19 protein-coding genes are annotated in these 19768 nt (G+C 63.2%); 8 read left to right on the forward strand and 11 right to left on the reverse strand.

Going from position 1 to position 19768, the window contains the following annotated elements:
* Positions 1-61 precede the first annotated feature (61 nt).
* Both aceA and aceB read right to left on the reverse strand, forming a co-directional pair.
* Positions 62-1366, reverse strand: coding sequence for an isocitrate lyase (gene aceA / locus OUZ30_RS00835; protein ID WP_266180261.1), 1305 nt, complete (start codon positions 1364-1366; stop codon positions 62-64).
* Positions 1367-1417: 51 nt separating this feature from the next.
* On the reverse strand, positions 1418-3013 hold the full coding sequence (gene aceB, locus OUZ30_RS00840; RefSeq protein WP_266180262.1) for a malate synthase A: 1596 nt from the start codon (positions 3011-3013) through the stop codon (positions 1418-1420).
* Between the two features lie 256 nt (positions 3014-3269).
* On the opposite strand from aceB, the gene OUZ30_RS00845 reads away from it, so the two are divergent.
* On the forward strand, positions 3270-4178 hold the full coding sequence (locus tag OUZ30_RS00845) for a LysR family transcriptional regulator (RefSeq protein WP_266180263.1): 909 nt from the start codon (positions 3270-3272) through the stop codon (positions 4176-4178).
* A 166-nt stretch (positions 4179-4344) separates the two neighbouring features.
* Here the strand turns inward: OUZ30_RS00845 and OUZ30_RS00850 are convergent, their stop codons facing one another.
* From OUZ30_RS00850 to OUZ30_RS00885, 8 genes are all read right to left on the reverse strand, one after another.
* Positions 4345-5100 (reverse strand): TonB family protein, encoded by a 756-nt coding sequence (locus OUZ30_RS00850; RefSeq protein WP_266180264.1) that lies wholly within the window; start codon positions 5098-5100, stop codon positions 4345-4347.
* Between the two features lie 42 nt (positions 5101-5142).
* A complete protein-coding gene (locus OUZ30_RS00855; RefSeq protein WP_266180265.1) occupies positions 5143-5736 on the reverse strand; it encodes a 1-acyl-sn-glycerol-3-phosphate acyltransferase in 594 nt (197 codons plus the stop codon).
* Complete coding sequence (gene arfB / locus OUZ30_RS00860) at positions 5733-6155, reverse strand: alternative ribosome rescue aminoacyl-tRNA hydrolase ArfB (RefSeq protein WP_266180266.1); 423 nt, start codon at positions 6153-6155, stop codon at positions 5733-5735. Before arfB ends, OUZ30_RS00855 begins: the two co-directional genes overlap by 4 nt.
* A gap of 69 nt (positions 6156-6224) precedes the next feature.
* Positions 6225-6926 carry a pseudouridine synthase gene (locus tag OUZ30_RS00865; protein ID WP_266180267.1) on the reverse strand — a complete coding sequence of 234 codons (702 nt, stop codon included), beginning with the start codon at positions 6924-6926 and terminating at the stop codon, positions 6225-6227.
* A 120-nt stretch (positions 6927-7046) separates the two neighbouring features.
* Positions 7047-8684, reverse strand: a complete 1638-nt coding sequence (gene ubiB / locus OUZ30_RS00870) for a ubiquinone biosynthesis regulatory protein kinase UbiB (protein ID WP_283255923.1) — start codon at positions 8682-8684, stop codon at positions 7047-7049.
* A gap of 8 nt (positions 8685-8692) precedes the next feature.
* Positions 8693-9346 (reverse strand): ubiquinone biosynthesis accessory factor UbiJ, encoded by a 654-nt coding sequence (locus tag OUZ30_RS00875; RefSeq protein ID WP_266180269.1) that lies wholly within the window; start codon positions 9344-9346, stop codon positions 8693-8695.
* A 70-nt stretch (positions 9347-9416) separates the two neighbouring features.
* Positions 9417-9881 (reverse strand): tRNA (uridine(34)/cytosine(34)/5-carboxymethylaminomethyluridine(34)-2'-O)-methyltransferase TrmL, encoded by a 465-nt coding sequence (gene trmL, locus OUZ30_RS00880; protein ID WP_266180270.1) that lies wholly within the window; start codon positions 9879-9881, stop codon positions 9417-9419.
* Positions 9882-9944: 63 nt separating this feature from the next.
* A complete protein-coding gene (locus OUZ30_RS00885) occupies positions 9945-10148 on the reverse strand; it encodes a hypothetical protein (RefSeq protein WP_266180271.1) in 204 nt (67 codons plus the stop codon).
* Positions 10149-10420: 272 nt separating this feature from the next.
* Between OUZ30_RS00885 and OUZ30_RS00890 the strand changes: the two genes are divergently transcribed.
* The 6 genes from OUZ30_RS00890 (at position 10421) to OUZ30_RS00915 (ending at position 17819) form a co-directional block, all read left to right on the forward strand.
* Positions 10421-13294, forward strand: coding sequence for a M16 family metallopeptidase (locus OUZ30_RS00890; protein ID WP_266180272.1), 2874 nt, complete (start codon positions 10421-10423; stop codon positions 13292-13294).
* Between the two features lie 93 nt (positions 13295-13387).
* Positions 13388-13798: a DUF4156 domain-containing protein gene (locus tag OUZ30_RS00895; protein ID WP_266180273.1), complete on the forward strand. Its 411-nt coding sequence runs from the start codon at positions 13388-13390 to the stop codon at positions 13796-13798.
* 141 nt (positions 13799-13939) lie between these two features.
* Entirely contained in the window at positions 13940-14434 is a 495-nt protein-coding gene (locus OUZ30_RS00900; RefSeq protein WP_266180274.1) for a MarR family transcriptional regulator, read from the forward strand.
* A gap of 3 nt (positions 14435-14437) precedes the next feature.
* Entirely contained in the window at positions 14438-16579 is a 2142-nt protein-coding gene (locus tag OUZ30_RS00905) for an FUSC family protein (RefSeq protein ID WP_266180275.1), read from the forward strand.
* On the forward strand, positions 16569-16769 hold the full coding sequence (locus OUZ30_RS00910) for a DUF1656 domain-containing protein (RefSeq protein WP_266180276.1): 201 nt from the start codon (positions 16569-16571) through the stop codon (positions 16767-16769). The genes OUZ30_RS00905 and OUZ30_RS00910 overlap by 11 nt, the downstream gene beginning before the upstream one ends.
* A 9-nt stretch (positions 16770-16778) precedes the next feature.
* The gene (locus tag OUZ30_RS00915; RefSeq protein ID WP_266180277.1) at positions 16779-17819 is read left to right on the forward strand and encodes an HlyD family secretion protein; all 1041 of its coding nucleotides are present in this window, start codon (positions 16779-16781) and stop codon (positions 17817-17819) included.
* A 99-nt stretch (positions 17820-17918) separates the two neighbouring features.
* Here OUZ30_RS00915 and OUZ30_RS00920 read toward each other — a convergent pair whose 3' ends face one another.
* Complete coding sequence (locus OUZ30_RS00920) at positions 17919-18413, reverse strand: hypothetical protein (protein WP_266180278.1); 495 nt, start codon at positions 18411-18413, stop codon at positions 17919-17921.
* Positions 18414-18801: 388 nt separating this feature from the next.
* Between OUZ30_RS00920 and OUZ30_RS00925 the strand changes: the two genes are divergently transcribed.
* Positions 18802-19731 (forward strand): MBL fold metallo-hydrolase, encoded by a 930-nt coding sequence (locus OUZ30_RS00925; RefSeq protein ID WP_266180279.1) that lies wholly within the window; start codon positions 18802-18804, stop codon positions 19729-19731.
* Positions 19732-19768: the final 37 nt, after the last annotated feature.

Genomic DNA, 19768 nt, shown 5'->3' on the forward strand with positions numbered 1-19768 from the left:
AGCCTGGCTCTCCGCGCACACGCCGGCATCCTTGCTGGCTCACGCGACGCGCTGCATCGCGTCAGGCCGCGCTTGCCTGTCGCGACGCGTGGAACTGTTGCTCTTCGGTGGAGCCCTTGAGCGCCGTGGTGGACGACTGGCCCTGCTGGATCGCCTGGGTCACGGCATCAAAGTAGCCGGTGCCCACTTCACGCTGATGCTTCACCGCGGTGAAGCCCCGCTCGGCAGCGGCGAACTCGCGCTCCTGCAGTTCGACGAAGGCGCTCATCTGGCGGCGTGCGTAGCCGTGGGCCAGATCGAACATGCCGTAGTTGAGGCTGTGGAAGCCGGCCAGGGTGATGAATTGGAACTTGTAGCCCATCGCGCCGAGTTCCTTCTGGAACTTGGCGATCGTGGCGTCGTCGAGGTTCTTCCTCCAGTTAAAGCTGGGCGAGCAGTTGTAGGCAAGCAGCTTGCCCGGGTACTTGGCGTGGATGGCTTCGGCGAACTTGCGCGCCTCTTCTAGGTTCGGCTTGCTGGTTTCGCACCACACCAGGTCGGCGTAGGGCGCATAGGCGAGGCCGCGGCTGATCGCCTGGTCCAGGCCCGGACGCACGCGGAAGAAGCCTTCCACCGTGCGCTCGCCGGTGATGAACGGCCGGTCGTTCTCATCGATATCGGAGGTGATCAGGTCGGCGGCATCGGCATCGGTGCGCGCCACCAGCAGGGTCGGCACGCCGAGCACATCGGCAGCCAGGCGCGCGGCGTTGAGCTTGTCCACCGCTTCGCGTGTTGGCACCAGCACCTTGCCACCCATGTGGCCGCACTTCTTCACCGAGGCGAGCTGGTCTTCGAAGTGAACGCCAGCCGCGCCGGCTTCGATCATCGCCTTCATCAGTTCGAACGCATTGAGTACACCGCCGAAACCGGCTTCCGCATCGGCCACGATCGGCACCATCCAATCGATGTCGTGCAGATCTTCCGCGTGATGCAACTGGTCGGCGCGCAGCAAGGTGTTGTTGATGCGCTTGACCACCAGCGGCACCGAGTTCGCCGGATACAGCGACTGGTCCGGGTACATCTCGCCAGCGACGTTGGCGTCCGCCGCGACCTGCCAGCCACTGAGATAGATCGCCTGCAGGCCGGCCTTCACCTGCTGCATGGCCTGGTTGCCAGTGAGCGCGCCGAGTGCGTTGACGAAGTCTTCCTTGTTCAGCGATTGCCACAGACGCTCGGCGCCACGACGGGCGAGCGAATGTTCCACCGCCACCGTGCCGCGCAGACGCACCACGTCGGCGGCGGAGTAATGGCGCTGGATACCGCTCCAGCGAGGGTTGTTGCTCCAGTCGAGAGCGATCTGGTCGGCAGTGGGCAGCGAGTTCTTCATGAGCGTGTCTCCCTTGCTTATCGGTGATGCCTTGATGCCATCAGTGGAAGGTCAGAGCTGCGCGTAGGCGGCCAGGGTGAGGAAGTCGCCGAGCTGATCGGCATGAGTCAGTTTGGAAAGCAGGGCGGCGGCCTCGTCGGCGCGAGCGGCGTAAGCCGCGCTGCTGTCGCGCATGCGATGGGTGTGCTTGGCGAGTGCGTGATCGAACAGGGCCAAGTCGATTGGCGCGTGATCGGTGAACTCCAGCGGGCCGTGGTGCAGCCACTGCCACACCTGTGCACGTGCGATCTCGGCGGTGGCGGCGTCTTCCATCAGGTGATGGATGGGCACACAACCCTGGCCATCGAGCCACGAAGCGGTGTAGCGCAGCGCCACTTCGACGTTGTTGTCGAAGCCGGCACGGCTGATCGAGCCGCTGCAGGGTGCGATCAGGTGGTTGCGTGTCACGCAGACATCGGCACGTACGACGCCCAGTTGGTTCGGCGAAGGCATGTATTGGTCGAACACCTCCTGCGCCACCGGCACCAGCGCGGGATGAGCCACCCAGGTGCCGTCGTGGCCGGCCTGCACTTCGCGCAGCTTGTCGGCGCGCACCTTGGCCAAGGCAGCCTCGTTCGCGGCCTCGTCGCCCTTGATCGGAATCTGCGCCGCCATGCCGCCCATGGCGAACGCGCCGCGGCGATGACAGGTCTGGATCAGCAGCTCCGAATACGACTTCAGGAACGGCACCGTCATCAGCACCTGGCTGCGATCCGGCAACAACCGATCGCCGTGGGCGCGGAAGGTCTTCAAGTAGGAAAAGATGTAGTCCCAGCGTCCGCAGTTGAGGCCGACGATGCGGCCGCGCAGCGCGTGCAGGATTTCGTGCATCTGGAACGCGGCCGGCAACGTCTCGATCAGCACCGTGGCCTTCATGCTGTCCGGCGGCAGGTCCAGCTCACTTTCGGCGGCGGACATCACCTCGTTCCACAGCGCGGCCTCTTCCATCGCTTCGAGCTTGGGCAGGTAGAAGTACGGCCCGCGATCGCGCGCCTGCAGGTGGCGGGCGTTGTGGAAAACGTACAGGCCGAAATCGACCAGGGCGCCAGCCATCGGCTCACCGTCCACGCTGATATGGCGTTCCGGCAAGTGCCAGCCGCGCGGACGCACCACCAGCACGGCGGGGTTCTGCTTGACCCGGTACTGCTTGCCGTCGTGCGAGACGTATTCGATCGAGCCATTCACGGCGTCGCGCAGGTTGATCTGGCCGTCGATCTGGTTGGCGAAGGTGGGGGCGGAGGAATCCTCGAAGTCCGCCATGAACACCTTCGCGCCGGAGTTGAGCGCGTTGATGATCATCTTGCGCTCGACCGGGCCGGTGATTTCCACGCGGCGGTCGCGCAGGGCGGCCGGGATCGGTGCGACCGTCCAGTGGCCCTCGCGGATGGCGACGGTGTCCGTGCGGAAATCGGGCAACTCGCCAGCGTCATAACGGGCCTGGCGCAGCTTGCGGGCGGCCAGCAGTTCCAGGCGCCGCGCGTCGAAACGACGGTGCAGGTCAGCCAGGAAGGCCAGCGCATCGGGGGTGAGGATGGCGTCGTGCTCCGGCCCGGTAGCGCCATGGACCTGGGCCGGCTGGGTGAGGACGCGTTCCTTGGGGACGGCCATGGCAAATCTCCGTGATGACGATGCGATGACACTAGGTCACGGAGAATTGCTTTGACAAAGCAAATGTTTCAATTTTTGATATTATATTTATCAATACATGTTGCAACTTATTGAGTCGCAAGCCATGAAACCGGTCCGGTCGGCGCCAAAAAAGGCAAAAAAAGCACCTGTTGAGCCGCCAAGACGGCGAAAAGGCGATGAGTCGACCGCCAGCGAGTCGGGTCGGTTTTATTACAAGGGCAACCGCCAGAAGCAGATGCGGGCCTTTGTCTACACGGTGAAGCTGGGCACCCTGACGCGAGCTGCCGAAGCGCTCTATTTGTCTCAGCCATCGGTGAGCCTGCAGTTGCAGGCCTTGGAGCGCGAACTGGGGGTGAGCCTGCTCGAGCGTCGGCGCCGCCGTATCAATCTCACCGACGCGGGCGAAGCCCTTTACGAACTGGCGCGACCGCTGGTCGAGGGCTGGGAGAACCTGGATCGCGATTTCCAGGCCAGGGTGAAGGGTATGCAGGGCGGCCGCCTGACCATCGCGGCGGGCAGTTCGACCATTCAATACCTGCTGCCCGACCTGGTGCGCCGCTATCGCGAACGCTTTCCTTCGGTGCATCTGCAGTTGGCCAATGTGACGGGCAAGGATGGGCTGGCGCTGCTACGTGCGGATGAGGCGGATTTTGCCGTTGGCTCCATGCTCGACGTGCCCAACGACATCGCCTGGGCCCCGGTGCATCACTACGACCCCATGCTGATCACGCCGCTGGATCATCCATTGGCCGCCAAGGACAGGATCACGCTCGAGGATTTATCGCCCTTCGGTCTGATCCTGCCGCCGCAGCGACTGTCCACCTATCGACTGGTGGATCTGGTCTTCCAGCAACGCCAGGTGCCCTACAGCGTGGCCATCGAAGTGGGCGGCTGGGATGTGATCAAGGAATACGTGGCGATGGGCCTGGGCATCTCCATCGTCACCGGCATCTGCATCACCGAGGCTGACCGTTCGCGTTTGGCCGTCCGCAACATGAAGCAGTATTTCCCGCAGCGCAGCTACGGCGTGGTGATGCGCAAGGGGAAGTTTCTCAGTGAAGAGGCGCGGGCGTTCGTCGACCTGGTGCGTCCGGGCTTACTGACGCATCGCGACTACGATGAGCCCGGCCACTCGGAACGCTAAAGTGTTCCGTCATTCCGGTGAACGATGGGAACCGGAGGGTTCACAAACGCACAACAAACCGCTGCATTCCAGCTTTGGCTTGAATGACGATCATGAAATGGATCGGCACTTGGCCGGCGCGACGAGACTATGAGCGGGCTCTAAGCGCCTCGTCGGAAAAGCGCGATCAGGGTGATTGGTTCTTCAATTTCAGCGGGCTGTCCAAAGCCAGAGCCTGCACGCCGGCATCCGTCTTGGGCCCGTCAGCAGGGGAATCGACCGCTCGCTCCAGCTGCAGATCGATGCGAAGGTCGTTAACGTTATTTTGTAAGTAATAGGTAATGGGCATGCGCACCCAGGTTGCTACGGCATGTCCCGCGACCGTTTCGGGTTTGGCATGCCAGTCCTTCATGGCGATCGTCGCGCTGCGCACGAATTCATTGACCGGGTGTTTCAGCGTACTGCTGGCTGATTCGAGGCGAATGTTGCTGAGTGAGCCATCCGGTTGTACCTGGGCGAGCATGGTCAGCTCGGCCTGGATGCGGGCATGGATCATGTCGACTGGATACCTGAGGGAAGACGACTTTTCGATCATCGGGCCATTGCTGAGATAGCGAACGCGGGCGTCATAGTCGCGTCCGTTCTTGCGAAGCTGGAAGTTGACGTGCAGGTACGTATGCGCAGGAGCCGGGGCGCCATTGAGTGTCGCTGGCACGAACTCCCATTGCCGCATGGTCGTTTCGGCCAGAGTGGTTAACGAAGCCGGAAGCTTCTGATTCGCCGCAGGGAGTATTTCCAGCTTCGATATTTTGCCCTGAGAGTCGACGTCGACGACAGCAGTGGCAAACAACGTCGAGTCATACCAGCCATCATCTTTGGCCACTTCGGCGTGCAGAGCGAATGCTGCCAATGACGAGGCTGCGTACAAACTCCACTTCCTCATACCTTTCCCCTCGCATGAAAGCGGTGATATCAACCCAGCTGATCAATTGGCGTTGCGATGCTTTCCTCGATACGGCGTAAACAGCTCGCGGATCTTCGCCATGTCCGCATCATGGTCGTCCGTGGCGCGTATCACGGGGCCGAAGGTGAAGGTCTTGCTGGGATAGTCGATAAAAAGGGTCTGGATCGGCACGTTGGCGTCGTGTGCGATGCGTAGGAAGCCGGACTTCCAGTGCGTGACCTTCTTGCGCGTTCCTTCCGGCGTAATGCCCAGCCACATCCGTTCGCGCTCGTTGAAACGCTGCACCATCTGGCCCACCACATTGAGCGCCGCGCTGCGATTGATCGCGATCATGCCGATCGGGCGCAGGATGATGCCCAGCGGGCCATCCAGCACTTCGCGCTTGATCATGATGTTGATGTCGACGCCCAGCCCGATCTTCATCAGCAGGCCGTAGTAGCCGTCCCAGTAGGACGAATGCGGCGCGCCGATCAGGATCAGCTTGCGCTCGTTCGCCGGTTCGCCGAGCAGGCGCCAGCCGCTCAGGCGCAGCAGTACACGCGCCAGCCAGGGCCAGAATCGGCTATTGAGCTTGGGTGCTTCGGGCGGGGCGGATGGCAACATCCGGTTACTCATTCACGACTCCAGTCACGCGAACGCGTCTGCTTGATCTTGCCTCGCTGCTGTTTGCCGGCGAGGCGCCGCTCTTTCGAGCCGCGGGTGGGCTTGGTGGCGATGCGTGCCTTGGGGGGCACCAGCACGCCGCGGATGATCTCGACCAGTCTTTCGCGCGCGTCTTCGCGGTTGCGGGCCTGGTCGCGGAAGCGCCGCGCCTGGATCACCAGCACCCCGTCGTCGGTGAGGCGGCGATCGCGGCGGGCCAGCAGGCGCTCACGCACGGGTTCGGGCAAGGACGGCGAGTGCACCACGTCAAAGCGCAGCTCGACCGCACTTTCGGTGCGATTGACGTGCTGGCCACCCGGACCGTCGGCACGCAGGAAGCGCTCGGTCAGTTCGGTCTCGGGTAGGGCAATGGATCGGCTGACGGTGAGCATGGCGTGCAGTTTAGCGGGCGCGCATCATACGCTGCCATGGCTCGCGGCAAAGCGCGCCGACAACCGGCCTCAGCCAGCGGGCAGGGTCCAGCTGAAGCGATCGAGCAAGGCCTGGTAGGCGGTGTCCAACGGTGCGTCGATACGCATGGGCGCGCCGGAGACCGGATGGGAAAAACTCAGGCGCCAGGCGTGCAACAGCATGCGATGGCAGCTGAAATACTGCTTGTACAGGCGGTTGTGATCGCCGCGGCCGTGCTGGCAGTCACCAATGATCGGGTGATGGATATGCGCCATGTGCTTGCGGATCTGGCGAAAGCGACCCGTCTCCGGCTCCGCCAGTACCAGGGCATAGCGTTGCTGTGGATAACGGCCGAGCTCGATGGGTACTTCCACTGTGGCCAGGCGCTGGAAGCGGGTGCGCGCATCGCGTCGCGGGCCGGTGTCGCGTGAGCCGGGCAGGGCATAGTCGATCAGCCCTTCCTCTGGCTCCGGCCAGCCACGCACTACGGCCAGATACTGCTTGTGCACATCGCGCCCCATGAACTGCTCGCCCAACGTGGCCGCAATCTCGGACGAGCGCGCGATCAGCAGGACCCCGCTGGTGGCACGATCCAGCCGGTGCGCCAGATACACGATGCCACCGACCTGCTCGCGCAGCTGGTCGATCAGGAATTCCTCGGCGTTGCCGACCATCTTGGAGCGGTGCACGGCCAAGCCCGCGGGCTTGTTCACCGCGATCAGGGCGTCGTCTTGGTAGAGGATGTCGAGCATGAGTGGCCGGATAAGTCTGCTTTCATGAAGGTGGCGGCGCATCCACCGACCAAAGTCGCCATCCCAGCGGCTCTCAACAGCCGGATGGCTGGTCACACTGGGATGACGGTGGCTTACGAATCAGCGTCGAGGCCAGCCGATGGCGAACGCGAAGACGCCAATAACGGCTGTTGCAAGTGAGGGCCAGACACCATGTTCCGCTGCTTGCGTCCACAGCACCGCGCTGCAAATCAGCAAACTGCTACCCAGCAGCCCATAGGCCAGCGCGCGTTGGCTGCGCTGCGCATCGTCGCGCTGCTGCGCCAGTGCGTTCGGATCGCTGACGCTGCGCTGCTCGCCGCGCGCGACCTGCCGCAGCGCATCGCGGATCAGTTCCGGAAATTCCGGAGCGGCATGCAGCCATTCCGGCAGGCGGCGGCGGACCGTGCGCAGGGTCCGTAGCGGACTGTAGCGTTCACGCAGGATGCGCTTAAGCACCGGGTGCGCCACGGCCCAGATGTCGATCTCGGGATCGAGCATGCGGCCCACGCCTTCGATATTCAGCAAGGTCTTTTGCAGCAGGATCAACTGCGGCTGCAAAGTCAGCTGATAGCGGCGCGCGGTCTGGAACAGTTTGACCACCAGCTCGGCCAGCGAAATCTGCGATAGCGGTCGTGTGAAATACGGCTCGCATACGGTGCGTACCGCAGCGGTCAGCTCGTCCAGTCGCACGGTGGAGGGCATCCAGCCAGCATCGACGTGCAACTGCGCGATGCGCGCGTAATCGCGTTCAAACAGGGCGATGAAGTTCTGCGCGAGCCAGTACTGGTCCTCTTCCGGCAGCGAGCCCATGATGCCGAAATCCAGCGCGATGAAGCGCGGTTCGGTCGGTCGCGTGGTATCCACCCAGATGTTGCCCGGGTGCGCGTCAGCGTGGAAAAAGTTGTCGCGGAATACCTGCTCGTAAAACAGGCGCACGCCTTTCACCGCGAGCGCCTTGCGATCAATGCCTGCCGCATCAATGGCGGCAATATCGTCGCTGCTGACGCCGCGCACGCGTTCCAGCGTAAGCACGCCGCCCGTGGTCAGCTCCCAATGCACGGCCGGCACGTACAGATCGACGCCACTCTCGAAGTTGCGCCGAAGCAGGCTGGCGCTGGCGCCTTCACGCTGCAGATCCAGCTCGTTTTCCAGCATCTTCTCGACTTCGGCGACCACGTCGAGCGGGCGGATCTTGTCGGCATTGGGGTGCCAGCGCTGTGCCAGTTCACCCAGCGAGCGCAGCAGTTTTACGTCGCGATCGATGCGCTTTTCGATGCCCGGACGCAACACTTTCACCACGACCTCGCTGCCGTCGTGCAGGGTAGCAGCGTGTACCTGCGCGATCGACGCCGAGGCGAGAGGCGTTTCGTCGAAGCGGGCATAGAGCTGGCTGATCGGCGCCTTCAGCTCCCGCTCGACAATGGCGCGAGCTTCCGCGCCCGCGAAAGGTGGCACCTGATCCTGTAGTTGGGACAGCTCGTCGGCGATATCGGCCGGCACCAGATCGCGGCGCGTGGACAATACCTGGCCGGCCTTGACGAAGATCGGCCCGAGCTCGGTCAGCGCCAGACGCAGGCGTTCGCCGCGCGGCATGCTGCGCACGTCGGCACGTGGCCGGGCCACGAACGGGCGCACCACTTTGAGCGGGCGGAACAGATGCGCCGCATCGACCAGTTCGTCGAGCCGATAGGCCAGCAGCACGGAAGCGACACGCAAGACGCGCGGCACGACGTTCAAAGGTGTCGTCACGCGGCGGGTCCTTTGCGCAGACGTTGTTCGAGGCGAGCGAGCCGTGCTTCGAGCCGGTCGCTGCGTTCGCGCAGTTCGTCGACACCGTCGAGGAAGGTTTCCACTTCGCCCGGCGCTGCGACCACGCGTACTTCGTCACGCAGCCAGTCCGCCGTGTCGGTGGTCAGGTGGCTGGCTGTCTCGCGGGCGTGGGCGAGCGCTTTGCGCACGGCCTTGGCCAGCGGCACGCCGAGCACGTCGCCGAACGTGCGCGCGAACGCTTCCTCGAAATCCGGTGCGAATTTGCTGGCGAGTTTCTCCAGGCGCCGCGCGAGTTCGGCGTCGCCCGCGATCTCCACCTTGCCTGGCGCCACGCCGTCGTCGTCGCGCTTGAGCAGCATGGCGAGCAGGCTGCCCGGCGTCGCGGCTACGCGCAGATGGCTATCGTCCTGGGCGGGTCCGACCTTCAGGCGGTCACCGTCGACGGTGACGGATAGCGCCAGCTCGGGGCCGCGCAGATGCAGTTGCACGCTGCGGCCATCGAGCGCGGCCAGGCGCGAAACCGTATCCGGATCGAGCGACAAGGTGTGGTTGAGCGCGGTTTCCAGCGCGCGTCCGGCGAGAGCGCGAAGCGGGCGAGGGAGCAGGGAGCGGGAGACGGCTTCAGTCATGGCGGACATTGTAGCGGCTCACCGCTTAGTACCTCCTCTCCCCTTCGGGTCGCCCGGCGGGGAGAGGGAGTCAGGTAGCGCCAAGGAATCCAAGTTGACGCCAAGCCTCATAGACCGCCACAGCAACGGTATTGGAAAGGTTGAGGCTGCGACTGTTCGCTCGCATCGGCAGGCGCAGACGCTGAGCCTCGGGAATGGCATCGAGCACGTCGCCGGGCAGGCCGGCCGTTTCGCAACCAAACAGCAAGGCGTCGCCTTCAGTAAACCGGGCATCCACGTGGGCAACGCGGCCGCGTGTCGAGAACGCAAAGACGCGTGGCTGGCCGACGCTCTGCAGGCAGCTGGCAAGATCGTCATGCACGGCCAGCTGCGCATATTCGTGATAGTCGAGGCCTGCGCGTCGCAGGCGGGCATCGTCCAACTCGAATCCCAGCGGGCGGATCAGGTGCAAGGTCGCGCCGGTGTTGGCGCAAAGCCTGATCACATTGCCGGTGTTCGGCGGTATCTCGGGTCTGAAAAGAATGACATGCAACATCCGGCCATTATCGGGGTTCGTGCGCGCCCCTTACAGCACCGGAACGGATGAGCGTCCCGGCGCTCAGCCGTTGATCCGCGGGCACACGATGCCGTCGGGCGGCAGGGCGCAGGTGGTGGGGGCGGCGATCAGCAGTTGGCCTGCGCTACCGGCGGCGGCGAGACGAACGGCGTCCGGCGAAGCGGTTACCATGGCGCCAAGCACCAGGCCGCAAACCAGAAGGCAGACGACGAAGAGGCCGCGCAGCATCAAGGTTTCGAATTTCATGATCATATCTCCGATGAAAGTGGGTGAGTCCTACATCGGATATGTGGCAAGCAGCGTGCCAACCCCTGATGGCGATCTAAGCTAAGGAATTTATTGAGTTTGTTTGCGTGGTGGCGCGTGCGCATGGCTGTCCGCGGACAGCGGCCGAGCAGAACCGGACAGCCCGGCGGACAGTCCGGCAGGCCTTAGACACCCCTGTCATTGGTCATTTGCCAAGGTGGAAGGGCACCGATAGCCTCCGAGTGTTCATTCTGCGAAACAGGAGTGTCTCCATGGCAAGAAAGCCCCTCGCCCTGCTCGTGGCAGGACTGCTCAGCGTGTCGACCGGGTTGCCGGCGATCGCGGCGCCGAATCTGGCGACCGAGCAGGCCGCCCATGCTGTTCCGGACATCGCCTATACCCGCTTCACCCTGCCCAACGGACTGACCGTGGTGGTCCATGAGGACCACAAGGCGCCGGTGGTTGCGGTGAGCATCTGGTATCACGTCGGTTCCGCCGACGAGCCCAAGGGCAAGACCGGCTTCGCTCACCTGTTCGAGCATTTGATGTTCTCCGGCTCGGAGAACCACAAGGGCACGTACTTCCAGCCGTTCGAGCTGGCCGGTGCGACGGACATGAATGGCACTACTTGGTTCGACCGCACCAATTATTTCGAAACCGTACCCACCACGGCGCTGGATATGGCGCTGTGGATGGAGTCAGATCGCATGGGCCATCTGCTCGGCGCGATCGGCCAGAAAGAGCTCGATACGCAGCGCGGCGTGGTGCAGAACGAAAAGCGCCAGGGCGAGAACCGCCCTTACGGCCGCGTCGACCAGAACATCCTGTCCAACACCTATCCGGGCAATCACCCCTACCAGCACGACACCATCGGTTCGATGGCCGACCTCAATGCGGCGTCGCTGGCCGATGTGAAGCAGTGGTTCCACGACTATTACGGCGCCGCCAACACCACCCTGGTGCTGGCCGGCGACATCACCGTGGAACAGGCCCGGGCGAAGGCCGAGAAGTATTTCGGTGATATTCCGGCCGGTCCGGCCGTGCCGCGTCAGCAGGCATGGATCACGCCGCTGACCAAATCCACCCGTGGTGTGCAGCACGATCACGTGGCGCAGCCGCGCATCTATCGCACCTGGGTCGTGCCGCAGCTGGGCAGCGACGATTCGATCCAGCTCGATTTGGCTTCCACCGTGCTGGGCGGCGGCAAGACCTCGCGTCTGTATCAGCGCCTGGTCTATCAGGACAAGCTGGTGGATAGCGTGTCGGCGAGCATCGCACCGTTCGCGTTGGCCACCCATTTCCAGATCCAGGCCGACGTGAAGGACGGCGTGGACCCGGCCAAGGTCGAAGCCGTCATCACCGAGGAGCTCAACAAGTTCCTCGCTGAAGGTCCGACGGCGGACGAGCTGGAGCGGGCCAAGATCGGCAATCGCGCGGGCTTCGTGCGCGGGCTTGAGAAGGTCGGTGGCTTTGGTGGCAAGGCGGTGATCCTGGCCGAAGGTCAGGTGTACCGCGGCGATCCTGGTGCCTACAAAAAGGACCTCGAGCGCGCCGATACCGCCACCCAGGCCAGCGTGAAGGCGGCCGCCAACAAGTGGTTGAGCAAGGGCGATTACCTCCTCACCGTGCTGCCCGCCGGCAAGGACTTCAATCCGGACACGGAAGACGCCAAAGTCGTCGCGCTCAGCGCGGCTGACGATCGCCCGACGCCCAAGTTGCCGGCAAAGCACGACTACACCGTGGCCAAGAGCCAGCTCGACCGCAGCACGGGCGTGCCCCAGGTCAGTCAGTTCCCCGACCTCAGCTTCCCGACGCTGGAGCGCGGCAAGCTCAAGAACGGCATCGAAGTCGTGCTGGCCCAACGTCACACCATTCCGGTGACGCATGTGCAGCTGATGTTCGACGCCGGCTACGCCGCCGATCAGGGGCACAAGCTCGGCACGGCCAGCTTCACCACCACGCTGATGAACGAGAGCACCAAGGATCTCGACTCCGTGGAAGTGGCCAAACGCAAGCAGCGCCTGGGCGCGATCACCCGCGTCGGTTGCGGGCTGGATGCCTGCTCAGCCTCGCTCAATGCGATGAACGACCAACTGCAGCCCTCGCTGGAGCTGTTTGCCGATATCGTGCGCAACCCGGCGTTCAAGGCGGAGGACATCGAGCGCATCCGGGGCCAATGGCTGGCTACGATCGCGCAGGAAAAGACCCAGCCGTCGGCCCTTGCACTGCGTACCTTGCCGCCGCTGATCTACGGCGCGAATCACGCCTACGGCATTCCATTCACGGGTACCGGCACGGAGCAGGCGATCAAGTCGATGCAGGCTGTCGATCTGGCCGCGTTCCAGAAAGACTGGCTGCGCCCGGACAACGTGAAGATTCTGATTGCGGGTGACACCACGCTGCAGCAGATCATTCCTCAGCTTGAAGCTGCCTTTGGTGACTGGAAGGCGCCTGCAAGCGCGGTACCGAAAAAGAACATCGCCAAGGTGACCGCACAGCCCAAGCCGCGCGTGTTCCTGATCGACAAGCCGGATGCGCCGCAGTCGCTGGTGCTCGCCGGTCTGCTGGCGCCATCGAGCAAGGCGCCCAACGAGCTCGCCATCGACATTGCCAATGGTGCCTTCGGCGGCAGCTTCACCTCGCGCCTCAACATGAACCTGCGTGAGGACAAGCGCTGGGCCTATGGCGCCTTCAGCTTCATGCGCGATGCCATTGGCCAGCGCCCGTTCCTGATGTACGCCCCGGTGCAGACGGACAAGACTGCGGAATCCGCACAGGAAGTGCTGAAGGAGGCCACCGAGGTCATCGGTCCGCGTCCGCTGACCACGCAGGAAGTGAACAAGATCAAGGACTCGAACATTCGCGGCCTGCCCGGCAGCTTCGAGACCAGCGCCGCGGTACTGGGCGCGATGAGCGAGATCGTGCAGTTCGGCCGCCCGGACGACTATGTGCAGACGCTCAAGGCCCGTACCGAGGCGGTCGGTCAACCCGATGCTCAGGCGGCGATCAAGGAGATCATCGAGCCCGGCGCCCTGACCTGGGTCATCGTGGGCGATCTCAAGAAGATTGAGCAGCCGGTGCGTGCGCTCAACCTGGGCGAGCTGCAAGTGATCGACGGTGACGGCAAGCCTGTACCATCGAAGTAAGTTCCTGTGGGGACCTGTTCACGTCCCCGCGTTAGGATGGAGGCCGGACGGGCGACCGCCCGGCTTCTTCATATCCATGTTGCGGAGTAACCCATGCGCAAGACCCTGCTGCTGCTCGTTCCCATCGCGCTACTCGGCGCCTGCACCTGGGGCATCACCCTGGACGATGCTGCGAAGAACGTCCGCACGGCCTGGACCGGTGATGTGTCCTCCTGCCATGACCTGGGCAAGGTGACGGTGTCGGTGATGGACCATGTCGGTCCGGTCAACCGCAATGACATCAAGGTGCGTGACGAGCTGGAAGTGATGGCTCGCAATGAAGCGGCCAAAATGCATGCCGACACGATCAAGCCGCTGGGTGACTTGACCGACGGTTCGCAGCCCTGGGGTGCCTACCAGTGCGGCACCGCGCAGCTGGCGCCGAGCAACCATCCCGCTGGCAAGCCGCCCGGCCCTGCCAGCGCACCTGGCTCGGCGGAGACGTTTCCGGTCAAGGGCGGATGAGCCGACCAGCATTCCCTGAAAAAAAGGCGCCCTCGTGGCGCCTTTTTCACATCCAAGAGATGACGCTCTTGCACGTACTCCGCGACAGCCATAAAATTCACTTATATATATTACATATATGTATTAATTAGGCCGAGCGCCATGAGCAGCTTCCTCCCCACCGAACAGCGACTGGATATCACCTGCCAGCGGCATCCAGCGTTTCCGCGCGAGCCAGCGGTGCTGATTCGGTTGATCAAGCACATCTACAAGCGTGTGCATGACGACGCCAACGCCATGTTGCGGCCATACGGCATCAATCATCCGGAGTACAACCTGCTGATGATGCTCTACGGCACGGCGAGCTATACGCTGCACCCCACTGAGTTGGCTGATGCAGCGGGCGAGAAGTCCGCCAACATCACCCGCCTTACTAACGAGCTTTGCGACAAGGGGTTGATCGCGCGTCACGCCAGCGACGAGGATCGCCGCAAGGTGTCGCTCACGCTGACTGCCGAAGGGGTGGCTGTGATCGAGAGTTTTCTGCCCGATGTGTGCGCGCTGTTGGAGCGGCAGGTGGGCGGACTGCATCCGCGCGATATGGCCCAGTTGGAGCGCCTGCTGAAGAAATTCAGCGCACAGCTGGAGCGCGAATAGGCCATGTCAGCCGTTTCCCACGACCTCCCGGCGAATCGACGCTGGCCCTGGCTGGCCGAGTTCCTCATCGGCGAGCGGCAGTCGTGGATCTTCGTATTCAAATGCATGCTCGCTTTCTACATCGTCGCCTGGCTGGCGATGGTGTTCCAGTTGGAGCAGCCATCGACGGCGATGATCACCGTATCGATCGTGATGCATCCGCAAAGCGGCATCGTGCTGGCCAAGAGCTTCTATCGCGCCATCGGCACGGTGGCCGGCAGCTTGTGTGGTTTGCTGATGTTGGCGGCCTTTCCGCAGCAGCGCGAATTGTTCCTTTTCAGCCTCTCGCTATGGGTCGGCGTGTGTTCGGGCGGCGCCGTGCTGTACCGCAACTTCATGTCCTACGGCTTCGTGCTGGCGGGGTATACCGCGGCGATCGTGACGTTGCCGGCGATCAACAACCCGTACAACGTCTTCTACTCCGCGGTCCTACGCGTGAGCGAAGTGATGCTGGGCATCATCGTTGCCGGCGTGATCAGCGATATCGTGCTGCCCGTACGCCTGCGCGACGTGCTACTCAGGAGTGCCCGCGAGCAATATCAGCACTTCATCGAATTCGCTCGCGGCAGCCTGGGTGGCCATATTCCGCGTTCCGAGATGGAGCAGGCGCAACTGCGCGTTGTACGAGCCGCCGTGCAGCTGGAAGACCTGCGCTCGTCCGTGATCTTCGAAGACCCTGAGGCACGCGCGCGCAGCAGCCGATTGCAGCTGCTCAACCTGCGTTACATGGCGGCCGCCACCAGCTTCCAATCATTGCATCATCTGATCAACCGCTTGCAGCGCAATAACCATCCACGTACGGCGGACGCGGTGATCAAGCTTTATGCGCCCGTCGGCGAGGCGCTTTCGCTGGACCCCGTCGAGCGCACCGAGCCGCGGCTGTTGACCGCCCGCCTGGAGGCAAGCGAGGCCAGGCTGCCGGCCTTAGCCGCGGAACTACGTGGTGAGCTGCGCCAGGACCCGGAGCTGCTGCTGGAATTCGACACGGGTGCCATGCTGCTGCGCCGCTTTGTCAGGGAGCTGTGCGACTTCACGGCGCTCAAGGTGACGGTGCGCGAGACCCAAGGACGCTTGCAAGGTACGGTGGAGCGCGTCGAATTCAAGCGCGCCAACGACTATGCTCCGCCACTGATTGCCGTGGTGCGCACCTTCCTCACCATGCTCACGCTGGGCGTGTTCTGGTTTGCTACGGCATGGCCGTTTGGTCCCAGTGCGATGTTGCTGGCGACCGTCTTCAGCGGTCTGCTGGCCACGTCGCCAACGCCGGTATTGGCCACGGTCAACACATGGATAGGCTACGCCATGGGCTTGGCCGGTGCCTATGTGGTGACGTTCTGGTTGCTGCCGGGCAGCGACGGTTTCGTGATGCTGATGCTCGCCACCACGCCGCTGCTGCTGATCGGGCCTTACCTGACGGCGCGCAACGCGACCCTCCCGGGCGTCGGCGCCGGCTATACCCTGGGCTTCGTCTATATTTTGGCGTTGAAGAACCCGATGGAGTACAACCCGGAGCGTTTCATCAACGACAGCATCGCCTCGCTGTTCGGCCTGATGATGAGCGGGGCGGCCTTCATGGTGATCCCGACGGTGATCGGCACGCAGTGGTTGCGCCGTCGACAGCTGCAACGGCTGCGCCGACAAGTGACGTTTGCCGCCACCGCCCCGATGGCAGGCCTCCTCTACCGATTCGAGAGTGCCAACCGCGATCTGTTCCATCAGATCGTCTCCTTCACCCAACCCAAGAGCGCAGAATCCAAGGAGCTGTTGGCCTGGGCCCTGGCCGTGAACGACTGCGGCCGCGCCGTGATCGAGTTGCGCCAGGACATGCTGCATGCGGAGCTGCCGCCGCCGCTGATGGAAGTGATGCAGAAAGCGGTACTTGCGCTCGCCCAACTGTACGACGAGCCCGACTCCGCGCGCTGGCAGCAAGCGGATGACGCCATCGACCATGCACTTACCTTGACCATGCAGACCCTACCGCTGGCACGCGCGAGCTGTCAGCCTGCGCTGGCGCACCTGTTGCAACTGCGCACGGCGCTGCGCGATGACCAGTCTGCGCTTGGGCCCTACATCATCAAGGCACCGGAGACGTCCCATGCCCCGTGAAATCGCCCTCGCCGACGCGTTGGTCCCTAGCATTCTGCTGGTGTATCTCGGCTGCCTGCTGGTGCTGTGGGTGGTTGACACCATCGTCGGTCGTTATGGTCTGTACCGCTATGTCTGGCATCCGTCCCTGTTCCGTGTCGCCTTGTTCTTCTGCCTGTTCGGCGCGGTCGGCCTGTTGTTGTACCCCTGAGTCACCGATATGAAGATCCAGACCCAGCCTTTGCTTCGCTTTCTCATCACGGCCTCCGTCGTCGTCCTTGCGCTAGTGCTCGGCCACGCGCTGTGGCGGCACTACCTGTATTCGCCATGGACGCGCGATGGCCGCGTTCGCGCCGAAGTTGCACGTATTGCCCCCGACGTTTCAGGTCTGGTCACCCGGGTGGCCGTCGTCGACAACCAGATCGTGAACAAGGGCGATGTGCTCTTCGTCATCGATCCCGAGCGCTTCCATATCGCGCTGGCGCAGGCCGAAGCCAACCTCGCTGCCGCCAAGGCCAGCGCTCGCGCGGCCGGTGCCAATATCGATGCGGTGTTGGCCAGCGCCTCCGCGCGTAGGGCCGAGTACGACATGCGCCAGGATCAGGCACGGCGCAGACAGGACCTGGCCGACGTGGTGCCAAAGGAAGAGCGCACCGACGCCCGCTCTGCCGCCGATACCGCGCGCGCCGTCTGGCAGCAAGCCCAGGCCAGTGGCCACCAGGCCACGGCGTCGCGTGAACAGGCAGAGGCCGCCGTGGTGCAGGCGCAAGTTGCCGTGGATCGCGCCCAGCTGGATATCGCGCGTACCGAAGTGCGCGCACCGGTGGACGGTTACGTGACCAACCTGGATGTACGCGTGGGCGATTACGCCGCCGCTGGCAGTCCGCGCCTGGCCCTGATCGATCGCCACAGCTATTACATCTACGGCTACTTCGAGGAAACCAAGTTGCCGAGCATCCGCGTGGGCGATCCCGTCAGCATCCGTCTGCTGAGTGGCGGCACGCGCCTGACGGGCCGCATCACCGGCGTGGCACGGGGCATCACCGATCGTGACAACCCCACCGGCAGGGATCTGCTGGCCGACGTCAATCCGACCTTCAACTGGGTGCGTCTGGCCCAGCGCGTCCCGGTGCGCATCGACATCGATGAATCCAGCATTCCCGCCGATGTCGTGCTGGCAGCCGGCATGACGGCGAGCATCGATGTGCAGCCACGGCGAGTGCTGGATCGGGATAGGAGCCAGGGCAAATCCTCGCCCTAGTGAAACGCCCGGCGCGCGGACCAGGCGTGCCAGGCGTTCTCATCATGCTATCCACCGATGGGCGGCGTGGCGAGGCCAGGCCGTCTGCCAGCCGGCCGATCAGCCCTCGGAGGGCGCCACATTCATGCAGGTTTCGACGTGGTCGAAGAACCACGAGTCGTCTGTCGGAAAATGCGAGTAGTACTTGGCGATAGTATTTGCACCTACTGGCTTGATGTCGACAAGAGCGATGACGGGACTGTTTGCGGTTTCCCGAATTTCAATCGTCGTCCCGCTGTACAGCACGATTCTTTGCAGGCTGAGCGACTTTTCCGACCAGGCATTGACGACGCAATCGGCCACTGCTTCGGCGCTGCCAATGCCGGCATAAGTGGCGGTTGGCGCCGAATCACGCAACGACAGCACGTTGGTACATCCTGTGAGGAGTGTCGCGATAACAGCGCATGCCAAATATTTCTTCATCGTTACTTCTTCCGTTGGATTCACATTACTACGGCAGGGAAACGCGGTTATCCCGTTCCACGCCTGACCGTCGATGGGCTGGGTCGAACGATTGTACTTGCGCCGTAGAATATTGCCTTTCAGTCGGCGCATCTTTCTCAGGAACGTTCGTATGGGAACCGTGGAGTACATCCCCGGCGAAATCGTGGCGGCATGTTCTGGCGCCGGTGTGGGGCAGCAGAGGGTCGGCCGTGAATGACAACGCAAAACCACGCAGCGTGTTCAGTCCCATCGCGCTGTTGGGATTCATCCTCTTCTGTTGCCTGCTTGGCTGGGGTGTGGCCACGCACTCACGGGCGCTTGGCGTAGGGTTGATGTTTGTCTACGCGGGATGGCTCGTGGTTGGCTCGGGCGCCGTGGTCTGGCGCTGGTGGAGACGGGGCCAACCCGAATAGACGGGGCGTCATCCGGGCAGACGATCACGCTAGCATGACTGGCGACGTCGCTTGATATGGGGTCCATACACGTCTGGGGAACGCCCATGTTCAAGCTGACCCTCGTTGCCGCGATCCTGATATTCGCCACTGTCAGCAGTGTTGCCGCGCCGGTTGCACCGCCCCTGGAGCTGGTGGTGCTTGGGTCCGGTGGTCCCGGGGCGACCGGGCGTGCCGGGGCGGGGTACATCGTGCTGGTCGACGGCGAGCCTCGCATCGTGGTGGATGCTGGGCCCGGGACGTTTGTGCGCCTGGGCGAGGCCAAGCTGTCATTGGACAAGATCGATATCGTCTTGCTGACGCATCTGCACATCGATCACACCGGCGAATTGCCTGGGTTGTTCAAAGCGCGAGCGATCTCAGCCGGTGGTCCGGTCAATCTTCGGGTCTTTGGTCCTACAGGACATCATGGCGAAGGCGACGATGCCACCTTCCCATCCACCAGCCGCTTTATCGATCTGCTATTCGGACCTGCGGGTGCGTATAGCTACTTGCGCGACTTTGCCGCGCCGATGACGATCAAAGCGACGGATATCGATGCGTCGGCGAATGCCCCGAAGACACCGAAGATCATTTATTCAGAGCATGGCCTGGATATCGGCGCGATAGCGGGTCACCATGGCGATGCGCCCGCAGTGATCTATCGCATCGACTATCGCCATCAGAGCATCACCTTCAGCGGTGACATCGATGCCAAGGGCATCGACAATCTGGGTCGTATTGCGCAACACACCAACCTGCTGGTGTTCAATTGCGTGGTGCTCGATCCACCGGGCTCAAGGCCCGTGCTCTATACCTTGCACACCCCGCCCAAGACGATTGGCGTGGTGGCCGCCGACAGCGAAACGAAAAGACTGCTGCTCAGTCATTTGTCACCCTCGATTGATCAACAGCGTGCCAATGTGGAGGCATCCATCCGTGCGCATTATCAGGGGCCGGTCGTGTTCGCCGAAGATGGCATGCGTTTGCAGCCTTAGGCGCCTTTCGCTCCGGCGCTGATCCTCGCGCTGGCAT

Origin of the sequence: Dyella humicola (genome assembly GCF_026283945.1) — a bacterium.
Classification (GTDB): domain Bacteria; phylum Pseudomonadota; class Gammaproteobacteria; order Xanthomonadales; family Rhodanobacteraceae; genus Dyella; species Dyella humicola.

Bases quoted from the DNA above. Each gene is read 5' to 3' on its own strand.
- aceA (WP_266180261.1), bottom strand. From the start codon at position 1,366: ATGAAGAACTCGCTGCCCACTGCCGACCAGATCGCTCTCGACTGGAGC.
- aceB (WP_266180262.1), bottom strand. From the start codon at position 3,013: ATGGCCGTCCCCAAGGAACGCGTCCTCACCCAGCCGGCCCAGGTCCAT.
- OUZ30_RS00845 (WP_266180263.1), top strand. From the start codon at position 3,270: ATGCGGGCCTTTGTCTACACGGTGAAGCTGGGCACCCTGACGCGAGCT.
- OUZ30_RS00850 (WP_266180264.1), bottom strand. From the start codon at position 5,100: ATGAGGAAGTGGAGTTTGTACGCAGCCTCGTCATTGGCAGCATTCGCT.
- OUZ30_RS00855 (WP_266180265.1), bottom strand. From the start codon at position 5,736: ATGAGTAACCGGATGTTGCCATCCGCCCCGCCCGAAGCACCCAAGCTC.
- arfB (WP_266180266.1), bottom strand. From the start codon at position 6,155: ATGCTCACCGTCAGCCGATCCATTGCCCTACCCGAGACCGAACTGACC.
- OUZ30_RS00865 (WP_266180267.1), bottom strand. From the start codon at position 6,926: ATGCTCGACATCCTCTACCAAGACGACGCCCTGATCGCGGTGAACAAG.
- OUZ30_RS00875 (WP_266180269.1), bottom strand. From the start codon at position 9,346: ATGACTGAAGCCGTCTCCCGCTCCCTGCTCCCTCGCCCGCTTCGCGCT.
- trmL (WP_266180270.1), bottom strand. From the start codon at position 9,881: ATGTTGCATGTCATTCTTTTCAGACCCGAGATACCGCCGAACACCGGC.
- OUZ30_RS00885 (WP_266180271.1), bottom strand. From the start codon at position 10,148: ATGAAATTCGAAACCTTGATGCTGCGCGGCCTCTTCGTCGTCTGCCTT.
- OUZ30_RS00890 (WP_266180272.1), top strand. From the start codon at position 10,421: ATGGCAAGAAAGCCCCTCGCCCTGCTCGTGGCAGGACTGCTCAGCGTG.
- OUZ30_RS00895 (WP_266180273.1), top strand. From the start codon at position 13,388: ATGCGCAAGACCCTGCTGCTGCTCGTTCCCATCGCGCTACTCGGCGCC.
- OUZ30_RS00900 (WP_266180274.1), top strand. From the start codon at position 13,940: ATGAGCAGCTTCCTCCCCACCGAACAGCGACTGGATATCACCTGCCAG.
- OUZ30_RS00905 (WP_266180275.1), top strand. From the start codon at position 14,438: ATGTCAGCCGTTTCCCACGACCTCCCGGCGAATCGACGCTGGCCCTGG.
- OUZ30_RS00910 (WP_266180276.1), top strand. From the start codon at position 16,569: ATGCCCCGTGAAATCGCCCTCGCCGACGCGTTGGTCCCTAGCATTCTG.
- OUZ30_RS00915 (WP_266180277.1), top strand. From the start codon at position 16,779: ATGAAGATCCAGACCCAGCCTTTGCTTCGCTTTCTCATCACGGCCTCC.
- OUZ30_RS00920 (WP_266180278.1), bottom strand. From the start codon at position 18,413: ATGCGCCGACTGAAAGGCAATATTCTACGGCGCAAGTACAATCGTTCG.
- OUZ30_RS00925 (WP_266180279.1), top strand. From the start codon at position 18,802: ATGTTCAAGCTGACCCTCGTTGCCGCGATCCTGATATTCGCCACTGTC.